This is a genomic window from Enterococcus sp. AZ197 (assembly GCF_050556405.1).
Classification (GTDB): Bacteria; Bacillota; Bacilli; order Lactobacillales; family Enterococcaceae; genus Enterococcus; species Enterococcus faecalis.
In genome coordinates this window covers 1,480,991-1,504,260 of record NZ_CP187873.1, presented here as the reverse complement: position 1 = coordinate 1,504,260, position 23,270 = coordinate 1,480,991, and the positions used below count along the sequence as shown (strand labels likewise).

The 23,270-nt window shown below is 38.6% G+C and carries 23 protein-coding genes; 21 read left to right on the top strand and 2 right to left on the bottom strand.

The annotated features are described in order from the left end of the window. Positions 1-75: 75 nt before the first annotated feature. From tyrS to ybaK, 10 genes are all read left to right on the top strand, one after another. Positions 76-1,338 (top strand): tyrosine--tRNA ligase, encoded by a 1,263-nt coding sequence (gene tyrS, locus IGK82_RS07370; RefSeq protein WP_002357324.1) that lies wholly within the window; start codon positions 76-78, stop codon positions 1,336-1,338. A gap of 4 nt (positions 1,339-1,342) precedes the next feature. Continuing rightward, on the top strand, positions 1,343-1,522 hold the full coding sequence (locus tag IGK82_RS07365) for a hypothetical protein (RefSeq protein WP_002365741.1): 180 nt from the start codon (positions 1,343-1,345) through the stop codon (positions 1,520-1,522). After that, a complete protein-coding gene (locus IGK82_RS07360) occupies positions 1,519-2,181 on the top strand; it encodes a YdeI/OmpD-associated family protein (protein ID WP_002361915.1) in 663 nt (220 codons plus the stop codon). The genes IGK82_RS07365 and IGK82_RS07360 overlap by 4 nt, the downstream gene beginning before the upstream one ends. Further along, on the top strand, positions 2,181-2,648 hold the full coding sequence (locus IGK82_RS07355) for a DUF1801 domain-containing protein (RefSeq protein WP_002364059.1): 468 nt from the start codon (positions 2,181-2,183) through the stop codon (positions 2,646-2,648). The genes IGK82_RS07360 and IGK82_RS07355 overlap by 1 nt, the downstream gene beginning before the upstream one ends. A 10-nt stretch (positions 2,649-2,658) precedes the next feature. Next, a complete protein-coding gene (locus tag IGK82_RS07350) occupies positions 2,659-3,552 on the top strand; it encodes a deoxyribonuclease IV (protein WP_002357396.1) in 894 nt (297 codons plus the stop codon). 193 nt (positions 3,553-3,745) lie between these two features. Then, complete coding sequence (locus IGK82_RS07345; RefSeq protein WP_002357397.1) at positions 3,746-3,964, top strand: YneF family protein; 219 nt, start codon at positions 3,746-3,748, stop codon at positions 3,962-3,964. Between the two features lie 197 nt (positions 3,965-4,161). Beyond that, complete coding sequence (locus tag IGK82_RS07340; protein ID WP_010820867.1) at positions 4,162-5,913, top strand: ABC transporter ATP-binding protein; 1,752 nt, start codon at positions 4,162-4,164, stop codon at positions 5,911-5,913. Then, positions 5,913-7,697, top strand: coding sequence for an ABC transporter ATP-binding protein (locus IGK82_RS07335; RefSeq protein WP_010820866.1), 1,785 nt, complete (start codon positions 5,913-5,915; stop codon positions 7,695-7,697). Before IGK82_RS07340 ends, IGK82_RS07335 begins: the two co-directional genes overlap by 1 nt. Before the next feature lie 155 nt (positions 7,698-7,852). After that, a complete protein-coding gene (gene aroD, locus IGK82_RS07330; RefSeq protein ID WP_010820865.1) occupies positions 7,853-8,614 on the top strand; it encodes a type I 3-dehydroquinate dehydratase in 762 nt (253 codons plus the stop codon). Beyond that, a complete protein-coding gene (gene ybaK, locus IGK82_RS07325; protein WP_002393364.1) occupies positions 8,611-9,126 on the top strand; it encodes a Cys-tRNA(Pro) deacylase in 516 nt (171 codons plus the stop codon). Before aroD ends, ybaK begins: the two co-directional genes overlap by 4 nt. 127 nt (positions 9,127-9,253) lie before the next feature. On the opposite strand, the gene IGK82_RS07320 is transcribed toward ybaK, so the two are convergent. After that, positions 9,254-9,661, bottom strand: a complete 408-nt coding sequence (locus IGK82_RS07320; protein ID WP_002364051.1) for a ribonuclease HI family protein — start codon at positions 9,659-9,661, stop codon at positions 9,254-9,256. Positions 9,662-9,760: 99 nt separating this feature from the next. Between IGK82_RS07320 and IGK82_RS07315 the strand changes: the two genes are divergently transcribed. Next, positions 9,761-10,222, top strand: a complete 462-nt coding sequence (locus tag IGK82_RS07315) for an EbsA family protein (RefSeq protein WP_002357403.1) — start codon at positions 9,761-9,763, stop codon at positions 10,220-10,222. A 104-nt stretch (positions 10,223-10,326) separates the two neighbouring features. On the opposite strand, the gene IGK82_RS07310 is transcribed toward IGK82_RS07315, so the two are convergent. Further along, positions 10,327-10,533: a cold-shock protein gene (locus IGK82_RS07310; protein WP_002357404.1), complete on the bottom strand. Its 207-nt coding sequence runs from the start codon at positions 10,531-10,533 to the stop codon at positions 10,327-10,329. A 178-nt stretch (positions 10,534-10,711) separates the two neighbouring features. On the opposite strand from IGK82_RS07310, the gene IGK82_RS07305 reads away from it, so the two are divergent. The 10 genes from IGK82_RS07305 to carB all read left to right on the top strand — a co-directional run bounded on the left by IGK82_RS07305 (position 10,712) and on the right by carB (position 23,236). Continuing rightward, positions 10,712-12,382 (top strand): formate--tetrahydrofolate ligase, encoded by a 1,671-nt coding sequence (locus IGK82_RS07305; RefSeq protein ID WP_002378379.1) that lies wholly within the window; start codon positions 10,712-10,714, stop codon positions 12,380-12,382. A 104-nt stretch (positions 12,383-12,486) separates the two neighbouring features. After that, positions 12,487-13,191, top strand: coding sequence for a CBS domain-containing protein (locus tag IGK82_RS07300; RefSeq protein WP_002360173.1), 705 nt, complete (start codon positions 12,487-12,489; stop codon positions 13,189-13,191). A 5-nt stretch (positions 13,192-13,196) separates the two neighbouring features. Further along, positions 13,197-13,673 (top strand): signal peptidase II, encoded by a 477-nt coding sequence (gene lspA / locus IGK82_RS07295; RefSeq protein ID WP_002360174.1) that lies wholly within the window; start codon positions 13,197-13,199, stop codon positions 13,671-13,673. Next, positions 13,660-14,565 (top strand): RluA family pseudouridine synthase, encoded by a 906-nt coding sequence (locus IGK82_RS07290; RefSeq protein WP_002357408.1) that lies wholly within the window; start codon positions 13,660-13,662, stop codon positions 14,563-14,565. Before lspA ends, IGK82_RS07290 begins: the two co-directional genes overlap by 14 nt. Before the next feature lie 338 nt (positions 14,566-14,903). Further along, on the top strand, positions 14,904-15,443 hold the full coding sequence (gene pyrR / locus IGK82_RS07285) for a bifunctional pyr operon transcriptional regulator/uracil phosphoribosyltransferase PyrR (protein WP_301280621.1): 540 nt from the start codon (positions 14,904-14,906) through the stop codon (positions 15,441-15,443). Between the two features lie 16 nt (positions 15,444-15,459). Beyond that, entirely contained in the window at positions 15,460-16,740 is a 1,281-nt protein-coding gene (locus IGK82_RS07280; RefSeq protein ID WP_002357410.1) for a solute carrier family 23 protein, read from the top strand. Between the two features lie 13 nt (positions 16,741-16,753). Further along, positions 16,754-17,680, top strand: a complete 927-nt coding sequence (locus IGK82_RS07275) for an aspartate carbamoyltransferase catalytic subunit (RefSeq protein WP_002357411.1) — start codon at positions 16,754-16,756, stop codon at positions 17,678-17,680. A gap of 8 nt (positions 17,681-17,688) precedes the next feature. Next, complete coding sequence (locus IGK82_RS07270; protein ID WP_002357412.1) at positions 17,689-18,972, top strand: dihydroorotase; 1,284 nt, start codon at positions 17,689-17,691, stop codon at positions 18,970-18,972. Between the two features lie 2 nt (positions 18,973-18,974). Continuing rightward, the gene (locus IGK82_RS07265) at positions 18,975-20,054 is read left to right on the top strand and encodes a carbamoyl phosphate synthase small subunit (protein WP_002360175.1); all 1,080 of its coding nucleotides are present in this window, start codon (positions 18,975-18,977) and stop codon (positions 20,052-20,054) included. After that, a complete protein-coding gene (gene carB, locus IGK82_RS07260) occupies positions 20,054-23,236 on the top strand; it encodes a carbamoyl-phosphate synthase large subunit (RefSeq protein WP_002357414.1) in 3,183 nt (1,060 codons plus the stop codon). Before IGK82_RS07265 ends, carB begins: the two co-directional genes overlap by 1 nt. Positions 23,237-23,270: the final 34 nt, after the last annotated feature.

The following is a 23,270-nucleotide window of genomic DNA, read 5'->3' as shown; positions in this document are numbered from 1 at the left end:
TCAAGTGTGACAGAATCGGTTACTATGAATAGGGGAATTTGATCTATTATTATGTTTTACTATAGGAGGAAAATCATGAATTCAGCTTTTTTTGAAGAATTAAAAGCCCGTGGGTTGGTCTACCAAGTCACAGATGAAGAAGCCTTACAAAAACAATTAAATGAAGAATCTGTTAAATTATATATCGGCTTTGATCCAACGGCAGACAGTTTACACATCGGGCATCTACTGCCAATTCTTATGTTACGTCGTTTCCAACAAAATGGTCATGTGCCCATTGCTTTAGTTGGTGGCGGAACAGGCATGATTGGTGATCCATCATTCAAAGATGCAGAACGTAGTTTAAACACACTTGATACAGTGAAAGCTTGGTCTGAAAGTATTAAGGGCCAGTTGTCACGTTTTATCGATTTTGAAGATGAAAAAAATCCAGCGATTCTAGCAAATAACTATGATTGGCTTGGAGAGCTTTCGTTAATTGATTTCTTACGTGATGTTGGAAAAAACTTTACAATTAACTATATGATGAGTAAAGAAAGCGTGAAACGTCGAATCGAAACAGGAATTTCTTATACTGAATTTGCGTATCAATTATTACAAGCATATGATTTCTTGAAATTGTACGAAACAGAAGGTTGTTTATTGCAATTAGGCGGCAGTGATCAATGGGGAAACATTACTTCAGGGATTGAATTATTACGCCGAGAACAAGAAGTTCAAGGATTTGGCTTAACCATGCCTTTAATTACAAAAGCAGATGGTACCAAATTTGGTAAAACAGAAGGAAACGCAGTTTGGCTAGATGCGGAAAAAACTTCGCCATATGAATTTTATCAATTCTGGATTAACACAGATGATCGTGATGTCGTGAAATTCTTGAAATACTTTACTTTCTTAACATTGGATGAAATTGCAACAATTGAAGAAGAATTTACAGCGAACCCAGGTCAACGTGCTGCGCAAAAAGCGTTAGCCAAAGAAGTGACTACTTTAGTCCACGGTGAAGCAGCCTATCATCAAGCGGTTAAAATTTCAGAAGCATTGTTCAGCGGAGATATCCAAAGCTTAACAGCAGAAGAAATTAAACAAGGCTTTAAAGATGTACCAACGTACGAGGTGCAACCAGAGGATCAATTAAGTTTAGTTGACTTATTAGTTACCTCAAAAATAGAACCATCCAAACGTCAAGCCCGTGAAGATGTTCAAAATGGAGCGATTTACGTCAATGGAGAACGTAGACAAGATTTAGCAGCTGAATTGACAGAAACTGATAAAATCGAAGGACAATTTACTGTGATTCGTCGCGGTAAGAAAAAATATTTCTTGTTAAAATACTAAAAAAATGAAAGCTTGGGACGAAGGTCGTTTAGACAACAGGTTCCAAGCTTTCGCTTTTAAAAAAGATAAATTGGGATTAATTCTGTTACAAAAAACTCTTTTTTACTATTGGGCATATTCAATTACAGATAACTTGTGCTATGCTAGAATAAAAAGTGCAGTCGCTATAAGGAGTAGGTTATGAAATCAATTGTCGAAAAGTTAAACTTAACGAAGTATCAGCACCCAGTTATTTTAAATAGACCACAGGCAGAGTATCTATCTGAATTTGCTTCAGCCGCGCAGCAATTACCCTCAGAACCAGTTGAGCTGATTTTTGCATTTGTGAAAACGATGGCGGAATTTCAAGAGATTGTTTCAATGGTGATTGAAGGTCAACATTTAGTAGAAAATGGGTTGTTATATGTGGCTTATCCGAAAAAAGGCAATAAAATGTATCCAACTTTTGTCCACCGAGATGAAATTTTTCCAACATTACAAGTAAACGAGGCAGATGGGTATATTAAAGGCTCAACCTTAAAATTTAATCGCATGGTTAGTTTAGATGAGACTTTTACGGTTGTCGGCATGAAGAATGTTCTTAAAAAGCCAGCGAAGAATCAGACCAGTTCTGCTGTTGGGGATTATGTTCAATATTTACCGGAAATTGAAGCGTTGGTACAAACAGAACCAGCTGCTGCAGCGACATTCGCTGCATTAACGCCTGGTTATCAAAAAGAGTGGGCGCGGTATGTATTTAGTGCAAAGCGAGCGGAGACACGGAAAAAGCGGCAAACTGAAATGTTAGTCATTTTAAAAGAAGGCTATAAAACCAAAGCTCTTTATCAGCAAAGGAAGAAATAATGGGGCAGTCAATTGAAACAGTTACAGCATACATCGAAACAGTCGAACCAAAATGGCGAATTGCTTATCAGCAAGTATTAGACGCCGTTTCGCAAAATTTGCCAGCAGGATTTGAATTAACAATGCAATATGGCATGCCAACCTTTGTTGTGCCGCTTTCAGTATTTCCAGAAGGCTATCTCAACCGTGGTGATGAGCCGTTACCATTTATCAGCTTAGGCGCTACTAAAAGGCAAGTAGCTTTATATCACATGGGATTAATGGGAAATGAAGCCGTCCGAAGTTGGTTTCAAGAAGCCTATCAGGAACAAGTGTCAACAAAGCTAAACATGGGGAAAAGTTGTCTTCGCTTCACTAATCCTAAGCGAATACCCTATGAACTAATTGGCGAATTAGTAACAAAAATCACGCTTGAAGAATGGCTGCAACAGTATCAACACTACCAAAAGAAAAAGAAGAATTATTAGGAGGAACCACATGTTATTAGGATCACACGTTAGTATGAGTGGCAAGAAAATGCTATTAGGCTCTGCCGAGGAAGCGGCTAGTTATGGCTCAACAACCTTTATGATTTATACAGGTGCGCCACAAAACACGCGCCGGAAACCGATTGAAGAAATGAATATTGAAGCTGGGCAAGCGTTTATGAAGGAACACAATTTAAGTAATATCGTCGTTCATGCCCCGTATATTATTAATTTAGGCAATACAATTAAAACGGAAAATTTCGGTTTTGCCGTAGACTTTTTGCGACAAGAAATTGAGCGAGCACAAGCGTTGGGAGCAACGCAAATCACGTTACACCCAGGTGCGCATGTTGGCGCAGGTCCAGAAGCCGGCATTAAACAAATTGTTAAAGGTCTAAACGAAGTCTTGTGGAAAGAGCAAATCCCTCAAATCGCTTTAGAAACAATGGCTGGTAAAGGAACCGAAATCGGCCGTACGTTTGACGAACTAGCTGCGATTATTGACGGAGTTACGCTAAATGATAAGCTTTCTGTCACTCTGGATACTTGCCACATTAATGATGCAGGGTATAATGTAAAAGATGATTTTGATGGCGTATTAGTTGAATTTGATAAAATTATCGGATTGGATCGTTTAAAAGTTATTCATGTGAATGATTCTAAAAATCCTATGGGCTCACATAAAGATCGTCATGCCAATATTGGCTTTGGCACTATTGGTTTTGAAGCTTTAAACGGTGTGGTTCACCATGAAAAATTAACTGCTTTACCAAAAATTTTAGAAACACCTTATGTCGGAGAAGACAAAAAAAATAAAAAGGCCCCTTACGGCTTTGAAATTGCGATGTTAAAAAATCAAACATTTGATCCAGAATTATTAGAAAAAATTCAAGGACAAAACTAAAGCAACAATCGCTCTTAAAGGTCCTATTGACATTTAAGAGCGTATATTTTTGACTTTTAATCACTATTTTGCAAAAAAATCAGACTTTTTTCATTATTTAAGAGAAATCCCGCAAAAAGAACTTTTCTTTTTTTGCTATTTCTAGTAAAATAATTCATTGAGAGCAAAACTATACGGAGAGGAGAGAGTTTCAATGGCAACAGGTTGGGTAGTATTAATCGCAGTAATCGCTTTATTAGTAGGCGCTGCAGGGGGCTTTTTCCTTGCACGCAAATATATGCAAGATTATTTCAAAAAAAATCCTCCCGTTAATGAGGATATGTTACGCATGATGATGGCATCAATGGGTCAAAAACCGTCAGAGAAAAAGGTTAGACAAATGATGCAACAAATGAAAAACCAAGGAAAATAGTAAAGGTTATTCAGGTAATCATGAATAAGTGTAAAAACGGGCTGATTTTCAGTCCGTTTTTTTGTTGTTTTGCGGGAGAATAGGATAATCTAGGAGGAAAAGAGCGAAACGTTTAATCAAAAACAACAATAACGAAGAAACCTTCTAGCTCGAAAGTAGTCTTCGTAGAACAACAAAGTAAAAGGAGGGACAACTGAATGTCCATATTCAAAAAATTAGGCTGGTTTTTTAAGCAAGAGAAAAAAAGTTATATTATTGGGGTTTTCTCATTAATGATGGTCGCTCTTGTTCAATTAGTCCCGCCCAAAGTTATTGGCGTCGTTGTAGATGAAATCGTTAACAAAGAAATTCGCTTAACGAAAATTATCGTGTGGGTTGCACTCTTGATTGGTGCTGGGCTTGCCCAATATCTTTTTCGCTATATTTGGCGGATGCATATTTGGGGGAGTGCGGCTCGTTTGGAAAAAGAGCTACGGACTCAATTATTTCATCATTTCACAAAAATGGATAGCATCTTTTATCAGAAATATCGGACAGGTGACTTGATGGCGCATGCAACCAATGATTTAAATGCCATCCAAAATGTGGCTGGAGCTGGGATTTTAACGTTTGCCGACTCTGTGATTACGGGAGGAACAACGATTATCGCAATGGTTCTATTTGTCGATTGGCGCTTAACATTAATTGCTTTATTACCGCTGCCTTTATTAGCCGTCACTTCACGAGTTCTAGGTTCTAAGTTGCATGATGCCTTTCGAGATTCACAAGCTGCTTTTTCAGCGATTAATGATAAAACACAAGAAAGTATCACTGGAATTAAAGTCATTAAAACATTTGGGCAAGAAAAAGAAGATCTTGCTGATTTTACAGAGAAAATTGATGATGCTATCGTCAAAAATAAACGAACGAACTTTTTAGATGCACTGTTTGATCCTTTTATTACGCTGATTATTGGTGTTTCTTATGTTTTGACAATTATTATTGGTGGTCGTTTCATCATGGAAGGAACGATTAGTTTAGGTCAGTTGGTCTCTTTCATTGCCTATATTGGGATGCTAGTTTGGCCAATGTTTGCGATTGGGCGCTTATTTAATGTGTTAGAACGTGGGAATGCTAGTTACGATCGTGTGAACGAATTATTACATGAAAAAACGCATATTATCGAACGAAAAGATGCCATCAAAACAATGGCGCAAGGGACAATTTCAATGAAGATTGATTCTTTTTCTTATCCAAAAGAAGAGACGGTGGCATTGGAAAATATCCAATTTTCGTTGCAAGAAGGAGAAACCTTGGGGATTGTTGGCAAAACAGGCGCTGGTAAAACCACTATTTTGAAGTTGCTGATGCGTGAATATGACCAATACCAAGGAACGATTTCCTTTGGAAAACATAACATTAAAAATTACACACTAGATGCATTGATGAGTGCAATGGGGTACGTGCCACAGGACCATTTTCTCTTTTCCATGACGGTACGAGATAACATTCGTTTTGCTAAACCAGACTTAGAACAAGCAGCAGTTGAACAAGCGGCAGCATTAGCATTTATTAACCAAGAAATTAAAGCATTCCCTGAAGGCTATGACACAATGGTTGGGGAACGTGGCGTTTCGCTTTCTGGAGGACAAAAACAACGGATTTCTATTGCACGGGCCTTGATTGTTGAACCAGAATTGTTAATTTTAGACGATGCCTTATCTGCAGTCGATGCGAAGACTGAAGAGGCGATTTTATCAAATCTAAAAGAAACGCGCCAAGAAAAAACCACTATCATTACAGCGCATCGTTTAAGTAGTGTCATGCATGCCAAAGAAATCTTAGTGTTGGATGAAGGGAAAATTATTGAACGGGGGACACATCAGGAGTTACTGGCTCAGAAGGGTTGGTATCAGCGGATGTGGGAAAAACAGCAATTAGAAGCGAAAATTGAAGGGAGTGAGAATTAATGGAAGAAAAGTATCAATCCGAATGGTCCAGAGAGTTACCGCTGAAAGAACAATTAACGATTGTTCAGCATTTGTTTCGTTTTGCCAAACCATTTCGACGCATGTTTTACACAGCTATTCTCTTTGCGTTTGGCTTATCAATTATCAATATTCTTTTGCCTAGAGTCATTCAAGTTTTTATGGATAATTATTTAACGCCTAAAACTGCTACAATGCAAGTGATTCTAACTTTTGCTGCTATTTATTTTTTTGGTGTCATTGTCAAAAGTATTGTTTGGTTTTTCCAATGGTATTTGTATTCGATGGCTTCTTTAAAAACGTATCAATATATACGAGTGAAATTATTTGAAAAATTACACACTTTAGGTATGCGTTATTTTGATCAAACACCAGCGGGTTCGACGGTGTCTCGTGTTACAAATGACACAGAAACATTGTTTGAATTCTGGTATGTATTCTTAATGGTGATTACAGGAATTTTTGCCGTAATCTCGTCATTTTTTGCAATGTTTCAACTCAGTCCAGAAATTTCATTTTATTGTCTAATTTTCTTGCCAATTTTATTAGTTGTAATTTGGTATTACCAAAAATTTAGTTCAAAATTATATCGCAGTATGCGGGAAAAATTAAGTCAATTAAACACCAAACTAAATGAATACATCTCTGGTATGCAAATCATTCAACAATTTCGCCAAGAAAAGCGTTTGGAAAAAGAATTTGAAGAAACCAATGATGACTATTTAAAAACACGAGTAGCAATGATTCGTATGAATTCGTTATTATTAAGTCCCATCATTAATTTGTTGTATACGTTGGCGATTGCATTGGCCTTAACTATGTTTGGCATCGATGCTTTACATTCTCCTGTAGAAGCGGGGATGATTTATGCTTTTGTAACGTATGTCCAAGCTTTTTTTAATCCGATGACACAAATGATGGACTTCCTAAGTATCTTTACAGATGGGATTGTCGCAGGTAGTCGTATTTTAAAAATTATGGATACGGAAGAATTAACGCCGCAACAATCAGTAGGTGCGAATGGGGAAATTATTCGCGGGAAAATTGAATTTCGCAATGTTACTTTTTCTTATGACGGCAAAAACGAAGTATTGAAAAATATTAGCTTTGTCGCAAATCCCGGGGAAACCGTCGCTTTAGTCGGTCATACAGGAAGTGGTAAAAGTTCAATTATTAATGTACTCATGCGTTTCTATGAATTTTATGAAGGGCAGATTTTAATTGATGATCGAGACATTCGTGATTTTCCCATGACAGAATTACGGGAAAAGATGGGCTTGGTATTACAGGATGCTTTCATGTTTTATGGAGATATTGCTGGAAATATCCGTTTACTGAATCCCAATATTACAGATGAACAAATTAAACAGGCTGCGGAATTTGTTCAGGCAGATAAATTTATTCACACGTTACCCAATACCTATCATGCGAAAGTCATTGAACGAGGAGCGAGTTATTCTAGCGGGCAACGTCAATTAATTTCGTTTGCACGAACGATTGTGACTGATCCCAAAATTTTAGTTTTAGATGAAGCAACCGCTAATATTGATACAGAAACAGAAGGATTGATTCAAGAAGGATTAGCCAAAATGCGTCAAGGGAGAACGACAATTGCGATTGCGCATCGCCTTTCGACGATTCGTGATGCAAACTTGATTTTAGTTTTAGACAAAGGGCAGATTGTAGAACGAGGAACGCACGAAACGTTACTGGCAGAAGGTGGCCTTTATGCGGATATGTATCAGTTACAAAGTACGGAAGTTTAACGTAACAACAGAAAGAGTTAAATAACCCAAACAAAGGCATTTAGTGTTAGGAAATTCCTAATTCTAGGTGTCTTTGTAGCTCTTTAAATTGCAAAAAAGAATAGAAATGGTATGATATGAAGAGAGAAAAACAAACGAGGAAGTTAGGTGGAACTGTGAAGCCAGTTATAGTCAAAAATGTGCGAATAGGTGAAGGGAATCCCAAAATTGTGGTGCCCATTGTTGCTCCAACAGCCGAGGATATTTTGGCCGAAGCAACGGCGAGCCAAACACTAGATTGTGATTTGGTGGAATGGCGTTTAGACTATTATGAAAATGTCGCTGATTTTTCCGATGTATGTAATCTTTCACAACAAGTAATGGAACGGTTGGGGCAAAAACCGTTATTGTTAACTTTTCGTACACAAAAAGAAGGCGGCGAAATGGCTTTTTCTGAGGAAAATTATTTTGCTTTGTATCATGAATTAGTGAAAAAGGGTGCGTTGGATTTATTAGATATTGAATTATTTGCGAATCCGCTGGCGGCAGATACGTTAATTCACGAAGCTAAAAAGGCGGGGATTAAAATTGTTCTCTGTAATCACGACTTTCAGAAAACACCGTCGCAAGAGGAGATTGTCGCGCGGTTACGCCAAATGCAAATGCGTCAGGCGGATATTTGTAAAATAGCTGTGATGCCACGAGATGCGACAGATGTACTTACGTTACTTTCAGCAACCAATGAAATGTACACCCATTATGCATCCGTCCCAATCGTTACTATGTCAATGGGACAGTTAGGGATGATTAGTCGCGTAACAGGTCAACTGTTCGGGTCGGCACTAACTTTTGGCTCAGCCCAGCAAGCGTCTGCACCAGGCCAACTATCCGTACAAGTATTAAGAAATTATTTAAAGACATTCGAACAAAACAAGTGATTCAGAAGGTGAAAAAAGTGGCAAAGAAAAAAACACAACAAAAAACGAATGCGATGCGCATGGTAGAACAACATAAAGTACCATATAAAGAATATGAATTCGCTTGGAGTGAAGATCATTTAAGTGCAGAAAGTGTCGCTGAAAGTTTAGGTATTGAAAAAGGACGAATTTTTAAAACCTTGGTTACAGTAGGTAATAAAACAGGTCCAGTGGTGGCTGTCATTCCTGGTAATCAAGAATTAGATTTGAAAAAATTAGCGAAAGCTAGTGGCAACAAAAAGGTAGAAATGCTTCACTTAAAAGATTTAGAAGCAACCACAGGCTATATTCGTGGGGGCTGTTCACCAATTGGGATGAAAAAACAATTTCCCACCTATTTGGCTGAAGAAGCTCAACAATATTCTGCAATTATTGTTTCTGCAGGCAAACGTGGCATGCAAATTGAATTAGCGCCTGAAGCAATCCTTTCGCTAACCAATGGACAATTTGCGGGAATAACGACAGAAGAATAAGTGATTATAAGAAGAGGTTGAGACAGAACCGTTTATCTGTTTTTAAGCGTGGAGCAAAAAACACTAGGGATTTTTGCTCCACGCTTAACTATCAAATTAATAAAGGAAAAGCATTGACTAATCTGTGCTACTTTTTATTGGAATAAAATTTTTGTAATGCTTGCCGTGCAAGCATATCGGCCGCTTTGTTTTGACTTTCAGGTAGCCATTTGATTAAGAGCAAAGGAAAATTCTTTTCTAGTTGTTGATATTCTGCTAAATAAGGCTGGTACTTTTCATTTTTAGCATAGTTTTTTTCAATTGTTTGGACAACAATTTTACTATCTGAGTGGAGAAGAACGGTTTGTTGATTGTCTTCATTGGCAATCGCTTGTTTTAAAGCTTCAATCAGCACTTTAAATTCGGCTTCGTGATTACTAACAATGCCTAAAGGCACATGCAATTGTTGCCGCGATTGGTCGGTGAGGTAAACGATACCGCCGCCAGATTCACCTGGATTGCCTTTTGTTGCAGCATCTACATAAATTCTTAACATAAAATTACTCCTAATTTCTTTTTGTTCTTAAAAAAAGTATGTTACTATTATAACATATTAAATTTAGCGGCGTTGATCCAGAAGTAGTGAGGGCACTTTATGAAAAAACAGAAATTTTATTGGCAGCCAGAATTAGCATCAACAATTATTTACTGGTCTTGCACATTTTGTATATTATTTATTAGTTTAATTTTAGCATTGGAAAATAATGGTCCTTACTTGATTAGTAATCTGGTGATGGTTCCATTTTTTGTGTTTGCTTATCTAGGAATTGCGCGGTCTTTTAACATGACAGAAACATCTTTAATTGTCAGAGATGTTTTGTGGTTTCGCAAAAAAGCACTTCCACTTTCTCAGATAGAAAAAGTAACCTACAATGAAAAAAGCATCGAAATTTTTTCCTCAGAATTTAAGGAAGGCTCAAAAGTCTTTTTAATGAAAAAGAAAACGATTCCGTTATTTCTTGAGGCACTTAAGGTAAAAAAGCCTGAATTGAAGGTAGCAGAAGATCATTCTTTGGGCCTTCATAAAAAAGAAGAAAAAAACAAGAGTGAGTCATAAGTCGAAACGACTGGTGACCCACTCTCAAAATCTTAAAAGAATCAGCTGAAACAAACGCTACGTTTACTTACTTTTTGGAGCAAAGCGTTGATGGTTCAGCTTTTTTAGTTATCTATTTTTTTGACATGTGCTGCTTGTAGCCCACGATTGCCTTCCATTATCTCGAACTCTACAGATTGATTCTCATCAAGTGATTTGAATCCGTCACCTTCTATAGCAGTGAAGTGGACAAAAATCTCATCTTCTTCGTTGTAAACGATAAAACCATAACCTTTTCTGTTATCGAACCATTTGACAATTCCTTTTTGCATCCAATTCACGCTCCTTTTAGATTTGTAAAGACACTTTCATTATACGAGAAAAGGCTACCAAACGTCAATGGTTGGGTTGTTTAAAAAAGGTTATTCTAGCCATTCTATTCAATACAAGCTATAATTTAAAAGAAACAATGTGTCACAAAGACGATAAAGAATTGAAAAGGGGTCCGTTATGAAGACAGATATTAACATTGCACAAGCAGCAACATTAAAACCTATTCAAGAGATTGCCGAAACAATCGGTCTTTCAGAAGATTCGCTAGAACTTTATGGGAAATACAAAGCGAAAATAGATTTTCCAACGCTTCAATCCTTAGAAGCGCAACCAGAAGGTAAATTAATCCTCGTTACGTCGATTAATCCAACGCCAGCAGGAGAAGGAAAGTCAACCGTGACCATTGGTTTAGGAGATGCATTAAATCAAATCAATAAAAAAACAGTTATTGCCCTAAGAGAACCATCATTAGGTCCTGTGATGGGGATTAAAGGTGGCGCAACAGGTGGTGGTTACGCACAAGTATTACCAATGGAAGAAATCAATTTGCATTTTACTGGTGATATGCATGCGATTACGACAGCCAATAATGCCTTAGCTGCGTTACTAGATAATCATTTACAGCAAGGAAATGAATTAAAGATTGATTCTCGACGGGTGATTTGGAAACGGGCAGTGGATCTAAATGATCGTGCGCTCAGACAGGTCGTTGTTGGTTTAGGCGGTCCTTTCCAAGGTGTACCAAGAGAAGACGGTTTCGATATTACTGTGGCAAGCGAAATTATGGCGATTCTTTGTTTAGCGCAAAATTTAACGGACTTAAAAGAACGCTTAAGTCGGATTATTGTCGCCTATAATGACCAAAGAGAGCCGGTGACGGTTAAAGATTTAAACGTGGCAGGTGCCCTGACTTTATTATTAAAAGACGCCTTAAAACCTAATTTAGTTCAAACGATTGAAGGAACTCCAGCTTTTGTTCACGGTGGTCCTTTTGCCAATATCGCTCATGGATGTAACAGTATTTTAGCGACAAAAACAGCTTTGCATCTAGGGGATTATGTCGTAACAGAAGCAGGTTTTGGTGGCGACTTGGGTGGCGAAAAATTTTTAGATATTAAAGTACCTTCTTTAGGAAAAGCACCCGATGCCGTTGTGATTGTGGCAACGATTCGCGCGTTGAAAATGCATGGCGGTTTGGCGAAAGATCAGTTAGCAGAAGAAAATTTACCAGCGTTACAAAAAGGCTTTACCAACTTAGAAAAACATATTCAAAACATGCAACGTTATGATGTACCAGTAGTTGTTGCAATTAATGAGTTTACACAGGATACAGAGAAGGAAATTCAACTGTTGAAAGAAGCTTGCCAAGCGTTAGGCGTGCCCGTCGAGTTAACAAGTGTTTGGGCGCAAGGTGGCGCAGGTGGCACGAACCTAGCGAAAACAGTAGTAGCAGAGATTGAAGCCAATACAAAACAGTTTCAACCTTTATATAATCATCGCCAAACTATTGAAGAAAAAATTCAAGCCATTGTACAAACGATTTACGGCGGGGAACAGGCGATTTTTTCTCCGAAAGCGCAAAAGCAAATCGCAGACTTTACAAAAAATGGTTGGGATCAATTACCAATTTGCATGGCGAAGACACAGTATTCACTTTCTGACGATCCTCAAAAATTAGGACGGCCAGAAGGATTTACGATTACGATTCGTGAGCTAGTTCCAAAAATCGGTGCAGGGTTTATCGTGGCGTTAACGGGTGACATTTTAACGATGCCTGGCTTGCCGAAGGTTCCTGCTGCGTTAAATATGGATGTGGACGAAACGGGTCAAGCGAGCGGTCTCTTTTAAAGCCGCTCTTTCCTGAGACCTATTTTTAGTATATACTTGAAAGTAGCTCAATAAAAAATAATGACGGAAATTTATTGCGTAGTTTATTATAAGGAGCAACGACTATGGGGGAACGAGCAGATACATTTTTAGCACACTTTAATCGCATTGAAAAGTGGATGAGAGAGAGACTGAACAATCCTGTCAATATGGGATTCAGTGAAATGACAAGACGTCTTTCCCGAAAAGAAAAAGGACAGATTGCTCAATTTGAAGAGGATTTGCTTCAAATGGCTCAGTTAAGAAATGCCATCGTTCATGAGCGAATTGCTGATGATTTTGTAATTGCAGAGCCAAACGAATGGGCAGTTCAACGAATTGAAACGATTGAACAAGCTTTAACAAAACCAGAAAAAGTAGTGCCTAAATTTGCGAAACGTGTTACAGCTTTTGAAATCACCACTTCTTTAGAAACGTTATTAACGATTATTGCAAAAAAACAATATTCCCAATTTCCGATTTATGAAAAAGGTGTATTTAAAGGATTAATCACGGTTCGAGGGATTGGTGTATGGTTTGCCATTGAGAGCACCAAAGGCGAAGTTCACATTGCCAACCGAACGGTGCGAGAATTGTTGGCATCAAATTATAAACGCAGCAACTATCAATTTGTTTCAATTGAAGCAACCGTTTTTGAAGTTGAACAAATGTTTCGGGAGCAGCCACGCTTAGAAGCTGTGCTTATTAGTAAAAGTGGCCATCCTAATGGTGAGTTAGTAGGCATTGTTCGACCAAGAGATTTAGCAAGTATTCATAGAGAAAAGGAATGACGCGATTGTTAGTAGTATATTTTTTAATCAGTGCCTTATTAGTAGGGCTTGACCAATGGAGCAAATATTTGACGGTCCAAAACATTTCTTTGGGTGAAACAAAAGAATTCATTCCTGGATTTTTGTCGCTGACCCATTTAAGAAATACCGGAGCCGCTTGGAGCTTATTAGAAGGAAAGATGATATTCTTTTATGTCATCACAGTAATTGTTAGTGTCGTGATTATTTATTTATTAATTAAGAATTATAAAAAAAGTATCTGGTATTCTGTAGGTTTATCTTTTGTCTTAGCAGGTGCCATTGGGAATTTTATTGATCGTGTACGTTTAGGCTACGTGGTGGACATGCTCCAAACGGATTTTATGAATTTTCCTATTTTTAATGTTGCAGATAGTACGTTAGTGGTCGGCGTTATTTGTATATTTATTTATTTGATTTTAGATGAAAAAGCAGCAAAGGAAGGCAAAAATGGAACAAATTAACGTAACGATTCAAACAGAAAAAGGCCGGATTGACAAAGTATTAAGTGAACATTTACCCAATCATTCCCGCTCGCAAATTCAACAATGGTTAAAAGAAAAACACGTAACAGTTAACGGTGAAACGGTCCGCGCAAATTACAAAGTTACAGCAGGCGATGAAATTGTTGTAACAATTCCTGAACCAGAAGTTCTAGATATGGTAGCAGAGGATATTCCATTGACCATTGTTTATGAAGACAATGATGTGATTGTCGTCAACAAACCTCAAGGCATGGTCGTTCATCCTTCGGCAGGGCATCCCAAGGGTACATTAGTAAACGCGTTACTTCATCATGCGGATCACTTATCGGCGATTAATGATGTGGTGCGACCGGGAATTGTTCATCGAATTGATAAAGATACTTCGGGGCTATTGATGGTGGCTAAAAATGATCAAGCCCATGAATCATTAGCGAAACAGCTAAAAGAAAAAACATCATTACGTAAATACGTTGCCTTGGTCCACGGTGTTATTCCTCACGATAAGGGAGAGATAAATGCGCCTATTGGTCGTTCCAAGGTTGACCGCAAAATGCAAGCGGTCATTGAAGGCGGTAAAGAAGCAGTCACGCATTTTACTGTTTTAGAGCGTTTTGATGCATTTACCTTAGTTGAATTACAACTAGAAACAGGCCGGACACATCAAATCCGTGTTCACATGAAATATATCGGTTATCCATTAGCTGGAGATCCATTATATGGACCGAAAAAAACATTGCCTGGCAATGGACAATTTTTACATGCGAAGTTATTAGGCTTTACACATCCTACTACAGGTGAACAATTAGTCTTTGAAGCACCTTTACCAGAAGTTTTTGAAAAAACTTTACACCAATTAAGAAATAATCATTGATTTTTTTCTGAAGAAGAGGTAAACTCTTTTTTAAGAAGAAAAATAACTAAATAACTGTAACCTTTAAGTTTAGTCCCGTGAGGCTAAGAAGGAATCATGCAAAAGAACACTAGGTGCGCTTAGTTAGTAAGTTGTGTGGGCTACATGGTACCCTTGTACCTTTTTAAACTGTAACCAACATCCTCCTATCCTCATACGGGTAGGAGGATTTTTTGTTGGAAAAAATAACAGGACAATTTCAATAAAAATCCACTTATTTTTCAGCTGCTCAATTGAAGGAAGAATCGCTGACCCCAAGACAGCGAGGACGTAGATAAAAAAGAAATGAGGAGGAAATTATTATGCCAAAGAAAGAAGTTGTTGACGCAGTCACAATGAAACGAGCGCTTACTCGAATCTCGTATGAAATTATTGAAAGAAACAAAGGAATTCAAGACATTGTTTTAGTAGGAATTAAAACGCGTGGGATATACATTGCACAACGTCTAGCCGAACGCTTAAAACAATTAGAAGATATTGACGTGCCAGTTGGTGAATTAGATATTACTTTGTATCGTGATGATGTGAAAGATATGGAGGAACCTGAATTACATTCTTCTGACGTACCAGTCTCAATTGAAGGTAAAGAAGTTATTTTAGTGGATGATGTCTTGTACACTGGCCGGACCATTCGTGCTGCGATGGACGCTGTTATGGATTTAGGTCGTCCGAGAAAAATCTCTTTAGCAGTCTTAGTAGATCGTGGACATCGGGAACTACCGATTCGTGCCGATTATGTAGGAAAAAATATTCCAACATCAAAAACTGAGGAAATTATTGTGGAAATGGAAGAGCGCGACGGTGCAGATCGTATTATGATCAGTAAAGGAAACGAATAAAAAGGAGTGAACAACGTTGTCAGAAAAAGAATTTCGAAATGAGGATGCAGTCTTAGATATTAAAGACAGACCGCAAGCTTTTCACTGGGTTGGCCTAAGTTTACAACATTTATTTACGATGTTTGGTGCAACGGTTTTAGTACCAATCTTAGTAGGAATTGACCCAGGGATTGCGTTAGTCAGTTCAGGATTAGGAACAATGGTCTATCTGATTACTACAAAAGGAAAAATCCCCGCTTATCTTGGCAGTAGCTTTGCTTTTATTGCAGCGATGCAGATGTTAATGAAGAGTGATGGTTATCCAGCCATTGCCCAAGGTGCTATGACAACCGGCTTGGTATACCTAATCGTTTCATTAATCATTAAAAAAATTGGTTCCGACTGGTTGGATAAAATTTTACCGCCTATCGTTGTAGGACCTGTCGTGATGGTTATCGGTTTAGGCTTGGCTGCTAACGCCGCAAATAACGCAATGTATAACAACAATGTTTATGATTTTAAATATATTGCCGTAGCCTTAATTACTTTAGGCTTAACCATTTTTTACAACATGTTTTTCAAAGGCTTCCTAGGATTAATTCCAATTCTTTTGGGAATTGTTAGTGGGTATCTAGTCGCTTTAGCTTTCGGAATTATTGACTTAACCCCTATTAAAGAAGCCGCGTGGTTTGCTTTACCGAATTTTGAAGTACCTTTTGTTCAATATGAACCGAAATTGTATTTAAATGCCATTACAACAATGGCACCAATTGCTTTTGTAACAATGACAGAACATATTGGTCATTTAATGGTTTTGAATAAATTAACCAAGCGCAACTTTTTCCAAGACCCAGGCTTATCTAAAACTTTAATGGGAGATGGCTTAGCGCAAATTGTAGCAGGTTTTGTTGGTGGACCGCCAGTTACAAGTTATGGTGAAAATATCGGCGTGTTGGCAATTACAAGAGTACACAGTGTCTTCGTGATTGGTGGAGCCGCGGTGTTCGCTGTAGCTTTAGGCTTTGTTGGAAAATTAAGTGCCTTGATTCTAAGTATCCCAGGACCAGTTATTTCAGGAATTAGTTTCGTCTTGTTCGGTGTGATTGCCGCAAGTGGTTTGAAAATCTTAATCGATAATAAGATTAATTTTGATAAGAAAAAGAATTTATTGATTGCTTCAGTAATTTTAGTCATCGGCATTGGTGGCTTAGTCTTCAAAGTAGGAACCTTTGAATTGTCTTCAATGGCATTAGCAACCGTCTTAGGAATTGTTTTGAATTTAATTTTACCGGAAAACGCACGTAGCGAAGAACAGTAGGAGGACTGGACGAATGATTATTACATCTGAACGAATTAGTTTAAAACATCTTTTAACTGCAGAGGCTTTAACCGACCGTGAAGTCATGGGGTTAATCCGTCGCGCAGGAGAATTTAAACAGGGGGCAAAATGGCACCCAGAAGAACGTCAATATTTTGCAACAAACTTGTTTTTTGAAAATAGTACTCGAACACATAAAAGTTTTGAGGTAGCTGAGAAAAAATTAGGCTTAGAAGTGATTGAGTTTGAAGCAAGTAGAAGTTCTGTTCAAAAAGGAGAAACGTTATACGACACAGTACTAACGATGTCGGCAATTGGTGTAGATGTAGCAGTCATTCGTCATGGCAAAGAAAATTATTACGATGAATTGATTCAAAGTAAAACGATTCAATGTTCTATTATTAACGGTGGGGACGGGAGTGGACAACACCCTACACAATGTTTATTGGATCTGATGACTATTTATGAAGAATTTGGTGGATTTGAAGGCTTGAAAGTGGCGATTGTGGGAGATATTACACATTCTCGCGTTGCTAAATCAAATATGCAGTTATTAAACCGTTTAGGCGCTGAAATTTATTTTTCAGGTCCAGAAGAGTGGTACGATCATCAGTTTGATGTCTATGGACAATATGTGCCATTAGATGAAATTGTTGAAAAAGTCGATGTGATGATGTTGCTTCGCGTGCAGCACGAACGTCATGATGGTAAGGAAAGTTTTTCAAAAGAAGGCTATCATTTGGAATATGGTTTAACCAACGAACGGGCAACTCGTTTACAGAAACACGCAATTATTATGCATCCAGCGCCAGTCAATCGGGATGTTGAACTGGCAGATGAATTAGTGGAAAGTCTGCAATCAAGAATCGTCGCGCAAATGAGTAACGGAGTCTTTATGCGCATGGCAATTTTAGAAGCAATTTTACATGGAAAGGCCTAGGTGGAGAAATGAAGACGTTAATTAAGAATGGAAAAATCATCAAAAAAGAGAATCAATTGATTGAGGCAGCACTTTGGCTAGAAAATGGTGTGATTCACGCAATCGGGGAATCGTTTGACGAAGCAGATTTTGAGCAAGTGTTTGATGCGAACGGGCAACTAATCACGCCAGGCTTGGTGGATGTGCATGTTCACTTTAGAGAACCAGGCTTTACGTATAAAGAAACGATTAAAACGGGTAGTAAAGCTGCTGCTCGCGGTGGTTTTACTACGGTTTGCGCAATGCCCAATTTGAATCCAGTACCAGATACGGCTGAAAAATTAAGTGAGGTTTACGACTTAATTCAAAAAGATGCAGTCGTGAAAGTTTTACAATATGCCCCCATTACAGAAGAGCTACGGAGTGAAGTTTTAACCAATCAGAAGGCCTTAAAAGAAGCGGGCGCCTTTGCATTTACGAATGATGGTGTTGGTGTCCAAACGGCAGGAACGATGTACTTAGCCATGAAAGAAGCGGCTGCATTAAATATGGCGCTTGTTGCGCACACGGAAGATGAATCTTTATTATTTGGTGGTGTGATGCATGAAGGAGAAGTTTCTAAGAAATTAGGCCTACCAGGGATTTTAAGTGCAACGGAAGCTTCACAAATTGCTCGGGATATTACTTTAGCAAAAGAAACAGGCGTTCATTATCATGTTTGTCATGTTTCAACAGAAGAAAGCGTGCGCGTTATTCGAGATGCTAAAAAAGCAGGGATTCACGTAACAGCCGAAGTTTCGCCACACCATTTAATTTTAGTCGATGAGGATATTCCTGGTGACGAAGGGTTTTGGAAAATGAACCCGCCATTACGTGGTTTAGCAGATCGACAAGCATTGATTGACGGCTTGTTAGATGGCACGATTGACTGTATTGCTACCGACCATGCGCCCCATGGTTTAGAAGAAAAACAACAATCATTTTTAAACGCACCTTTTGGCATTGTCGGTAGTGAAACGGCCTTCCAATTGATTTATACGAACTTTGTCGAAACAGGCATTTTCACATTAGAACAAGTAATTGATTGGATGGCAGTGAAACCGGCAGAAATTTTTGGATTAAACGCAGGAACACTAACAATTGGTGCACCAGCAGATATTGCAGTTTTTGACTTAGCAACAGCTGCACCAATTGATGCAGAAGCATTTGAATCAATGGCTGTCAATACACCATTTACAGGGTGGACAGTCAAAGGAAAGACACTTATGACATTTGTTGACGGAGCATTAGCTTGGTCGGAGGAGGCGCAGTAGGTTTGAAAAGGTTATTGATTTTAGAAGACGGAACAGTATTTGAAGGAAAAGCGTTTGGTGCAGAAGGCAATGTAGTAGGAGAAGTTGTTTTTACTACTGGCATGACAGGTTACCAAGAAGCAATTACTGACCAAAGTTTTAATGGACAAATGATTACTTTTACGTATCCATTAGTTGGAAATTACGGGGTCAACCGAGATGATTATGAATCCATTGCACCAACCTGTAAAGGTGTCATTGTTAAAGAGCATGCGCGGGTTGCTTCAAATTGGCGTCAACAAATGACCTTGGATGAATTTTTAAAGCGCAAAGGGATTCCGGGAATTTCAGGAATTGATACGCGTGCGCTGACTCGTAAGTTACGATCAGCTGGAACAATGAAGGGGAGCATCATTGATGCCGTGGATGATTTGCCGCATGCGTTTGATCAATTAAAAGCGACAGTCATGCCGAAAAATCAAGTGGCACAAGTCTCCACCACTAAGCCTTATCCGAGTCCAGGTATTGGGCGTAATGTGGTCGTCGTTGATTTTGGGTTGAAACATAGTATTTTGCGAGAATTATCAAAACGGCAATGCAACTTAACCGTGTTGCCTTATAATACAACGGCCGAAGAGATTTTAGAATTAAGTCCCGATGGTGTCATGTTGACAAATGGGCCTGGAGATCCCAAAGATGTGCCTGAAGCTATTGAAATGATTCAAGCAATCCAAGGAAAAGTTCCAATTTTCGGCATCTGCTTAGGTCATCAGTTATTTTCATTAGCAAATGGTGCGGATACGTATAAGATGAAGTTTGGACATCGCGGTTTGAATCATCCTGTACGAGAAATTGCAACAGGACGCATTGATTTCACTTCACAAAACCACGGATATGCCGTAGATGAAGCAACAATTGATCCAGAAAAATTACTTGTGACCCACGTGGAAGTCAATGATGGAACGGTTGAAGGCGTGCGTCATCGAGATTATCCAGCTTTTACTGTGCAATATCACCCAGATGCGGCTCCAGGACCGCACGATGGTCTTCATTTATTTGACGAATTTATGGAATTAATGGATGCATGGAAGGAGCAAAACTAATGCCAAAACGAACGGACATCAAGAAAATCATGGTGATTGGTTCAGGACCAATCATTATTGGACAAGCAGCAGAATTTGACTATGCAGGCACACAAGCCTGTTTAGCGCTAAAAGAAGAAGGGTATGAAGTTGTCTTAGTAAACTCAAATCCAGCGACTATCATGACCGATAAGGAAATCGCGGATCATGTTTATATCGAACCGATTACTTTAGAATTTGTTTCAAGAATTTTGCGAAAAGAACGTCCTGATGCTCTTCTACCAACATTAGGTGGTCAAACTGGATTAAATATGGCGATGGAATTATCGGAATCAGGAATTTTAGATGAGCTAAATGTAGAATTGCTAGGAACAAAGCTCAGTGCGATTGACCAAGCGGAAGACCGTGATTTATTTAAACAATTGATGGAAGAATTAGAACAACCGATTCCAGAAAGTGAAATTGTCAATACGGTGGAACAAGCCGTGGCTTTTGCCAAACGAATTGGCTATCCAATTATCGTTCGTCCCGCATTTACTTTAGGTGGAACAGGCGGCGGCATGTGTGATACGGAAGAAGAACTCCGCCAAATTGCTGAAAACGGTCTGAAATTATCACCAGTTACACAATGTTTAATTGAAAAAAGTATTGCTGGTTTTAAAGAAATTGAATATGAAGTGATGCGTGATTCGGCTGATAATGCGATTGTGGTTTGTAACATGGAAAACTTTGATCCTGTCGGCATTCACACTGGGGATTCGATTGTTTTTGCTCCGAGTCAAACCTTATCAGATTATGAATACCAAATGTTGCGAGATGCGTCTTTGAAAATTATTCGTGCATTAAAAATTGAAGGTGGCTGTAATGTTCAATTAGCTTTGGACCCGCATAGCTTTAATTATTATGTGATTGAAGTGAATCCTCGTGTTTCTCGCTCATCTGCACTTGCTAGTAAAGCCACAGGGTATCCCATTGCGAAGTTAGCTGCAAAAATTGCTGTTGGTTTAACATTAGATGAAATGAAAAATCCAGTTACTGGAACCACTTATGCCGAATTTGAACCCGCTTTGGACTATGTTGTTTCCAAAATTCCTCGTTGGCCTTTTGATAAATTTGAAAAAGGTGCTCGAGAACTAGGAACGCAAATGAAAGCAACCGGGGAAGTCATGGCAATTGGCCGCAATATTGAAGAATCCTTATTAAAAGCAGTTCGTTCTTTAGAAATTGGTGCTTATCACAACGAGTTAGCAGAACTAAGTCATGTCAGTGATTTAGAATTAACGAAGAAAATGGTCCATGCGCAAGATGATCGATTGTTCTACTTATCAGAAGCCATTCGTAGAGGATATAGCATCGAAGAATTACAAAGTTTAACGAAAATTGATTTATTCTTCTTGGATAAACTTTTACACATTATCGAAATTGAAACGACCCTTGAAAGTCACGTGGACAACGTAGCTGTCTTGAAAGAAGCCAAACAAAATGGCTTTTCTGATCGGAAAATCGCAGCACTTTGGGGACAAACAGAACAAGCCATCGCTGACTTCCGCAGAGCCAATCAAATTGTGCCCGTCTATAAAATGGTGGATACGTGTGCTGCAGAGTTTGAATCACACACGCCTTATTTTTATAGCACGTATGAAGTGGAAAACGAAAGCAATGTTTCGAAAAAGCCTTCTGTACTAGTATTAGGTTCTGGTCCCATTCGCATTGGTCAAGGGGTCGAGTTTGATTATGCAACGGTTCATTCTGTCAAAGCGATCCAAGCGGCTGGTTATGAAGCAATTATTATGAATAGTAATCCTGAAACAGTTTCAACAGATTTCTCTGTTTCTGATAAATTATACTTTGAGCCATTAACTTTAGAAGACGTCATGAATGTGATTGATTTAGAAAATCCGATTGGCGTGATCGTCCAATTTGGTGGACAAACAGCGATTAATTTAGCTGAGCCGCTCACAAAACAAGGCGTTAAAATTCTTGGAACAACGATTGAAGATTTAGATCGTGCGGAAAATCGTGATTTATTTGAACAAGCTTTGCAAGAGTTAGCGATTCCTCAACCACCAGGAGATACGGCCACAAGTGCAGAAGAAGCAGTCGTGATTGCTGATCGTATCGGCTATCCCGTTTTAGTTCGTCCAAGTTATGTTTTAGGTGGTCGTGCAATGGAAATTGTCGAAAATCAAAAGGATTTGGAAGATTATATGCGACATGCAGTCAAAGCTTCTCCAGAACATCCTGTCTTGGTTGATAGCTATTTATTGGGACAAGAATGTGAAGTTGATGCCATTTGTGATGGTGAAACAGTACTAATTCCAGGGATTATGGAACATATTGAACGAGCTGGCGTGCATTCTGGTGATTCAATGGCGGTTTATCCACCGCAGTATCTTTCTCAAGAAATTCAAGCAACGATTGCCGACTATACAAAAAAACTGGCACTTGGTTTAAACTGTGTAGGCATGATGAATATTCAATTTGTTATTCATGAAAATCGTGTTTATGTGATTGAAGTGAATCCTCGTGCGAGTCGAACAGTTCCTTTCTTAAGTAAAATCACAGGGATTCCGATGGCCCAAGTTGCTACAAAAGCGATTCTTGGTGAGAAACTGACTGACCTAGGATATCAAGATGGATTATATCCTGAAAGTAAACAAGTTCATGTGAAAGCCCCTGTATTCTCCTTTACGAAACTACAAAAAGTAGATACGTACTTAGGGCCTGAAATGAAATCAACTGGGGAAGTTATGGGTAGTGATTATTATTTAGAAAAAGCCTTGTATAAAGCCTTTGAAGCATCTGGCTTACATTTGCCAAGTTATGGGGCTGTACTTTTCACCATTGCTGATGAAACAAAAGAAGAGGCTTTAGAAATTGCTAAGCGTTTTTCAGCAATTGGCTATAGTTTAGTCGCAACGGAAGGAACCGCTGACTTTTTAGCGAAGCATCAGTTGCCTGTTAAGAAAGTGACGAAAATTTCTAATCCTGAAGGGGAAACCGTGCTCGATGTCATTCGTAATGGGAATGCACAAGTGGTAATCAATACCATGGATAAAAATCGTTCCAGTGCCAACCAAGATGGGTTTTCAATCCGTCGGGAAGCAGTCGAACATGGGATTCCGTTGTTTACCTCACTTGACACAGCAAATGCGATTTTAAAAGTGTTAGAATCAAGAGCCTTTACGACAGAAGCCATTTAAGCAAAAATCTGGAACAATCGTCTGAGGAGGACTG

What these genes read in the sequence shown, in the direction of transcription:
- tyrS (WP_002357324.1), top strand. Translation starts at nt 76, where the DNA reads ATGAATTCAGCTTTTTTTGAAGAATTAAAAGCCCGTGGGTTGGTCTAC.
- IGK82_RS07365 (WP_002365741.1), top strand. Translation starts at nt 1,343, where the DNA reads ATGAAAGCTTGGGACGAAGGTCGTTTAGACAACAGGTTCCAAGCTTTC.
- IGK82_RS07360 (WP_002361915.1), top strand. Translation starts at nt 1,519, where the DNA reads ATGAAATCAATTGTCGAAAAGTTAAACTTAACGAAGTATCAGCACCCA.
- IGK82_RS07355 (WP_002364059.1), top strand. Translation starts at nt 2,181, where the DNA reads ATGGGGCAGTCAATTGAAACAGTTACAGCATACATCGAAACAGTCGAA.
- IGK82_RS07350 (WP_002357396.1), top strand. Translation starts at nt 2,659, where the DNA reads ATGTTATTAGGATCACACGTTAGTATGAGTGGCAAGAAAATGCTATTA.
- IGK82_RS07345 (WP_002357397.1), top strand. Translation starts at nt 3,746, where the DNA reads ATGGCAACAGGTTGGGTAGTATTAATCGCAGTAATCGCTTTATTAGTA.
- IGK82_RS07340 (WP_010820867.1), top strand. Translation starts at nt 4,162, where the DNA reads ATGTCCATATTCAAAAAATTAGGCTGGTTTTTTAAGCAAGAGAAAAAA.
- IGK82_RS07335 (WP_010820866.1), top strand. Translation starts at nt 5,913, where the DNA reads ATGGAAGAAAAGTATCAATCCGAATGGTCCAGAGAGTTACCGCTGAAA.
- IGK82_RS07320 (WP_002364051.1), bottom strand. Translation starts at nt 9,661, where the DNA reads ATGTTAAGAATTTATGTAGATGCTGCAACAAAAGGCAATCCAGGTGAA.
- IGK82_RS07315 (WP_002357403.1), top strand. Translation starts at nt 9,761, where the DNA reads ATGAAAAAACAGAAATTTTATTGGCAGCCAGAATTAGCATCAACAATT.
- IGK82_RS07310 (WP_002357404.1), bottom strand. Translation starts at nt 10,533, where the DNA reads ATGCAAAAAGGAATTGTCAAATGGTTCGATAACAGAAAAGGTTATGGT.
- IGK82_RS07305 (WP_002378379.1), top strand. Translation starts at nt 10,712, where the DNA reads ATGAAGACAGATATTAACATTGCACAAGCAGCAACATTAAAACCTATT.
- IGK82_RS07300 (WP_002360173.1), top strand. Translation starts at nt 12,487, where the DNA reads ATGGGGGAACGAGCAGATACATTTTTAGCACACTTTAATCGCATTGAA.
- IGK82_RS07290 (WP_002357408.1), top strand. Translation starts at nt 13,660, where the DNA reads ATGGAACAAATTAACGTAACGATTCAAACAGAAAAAGGCCGGATTGAC.
- IGK82_RS07275 (WP_002357411.1), top strand. Translation starts at nt 16,754, where the DNA reads ATGATTATTACATCTGAACGAATTAGTTTAAAACATCTTTTAACTGCA.
- IGK82_RS07270 (WP_002357412.1), top strand. Translation starts at nt 17,689, where the DNA reads ATGAAGACGTTAATTAAGAATGGAAAAATCATCAAAAAAGAGAATCAA.
- carB (WP_002357414.1), top strand. Translation starts at nt 20,054, where the DNA reads ATGCCAAAACGAACGGACATCAAGAAAATCATGGTGATTGGTTCAGGA.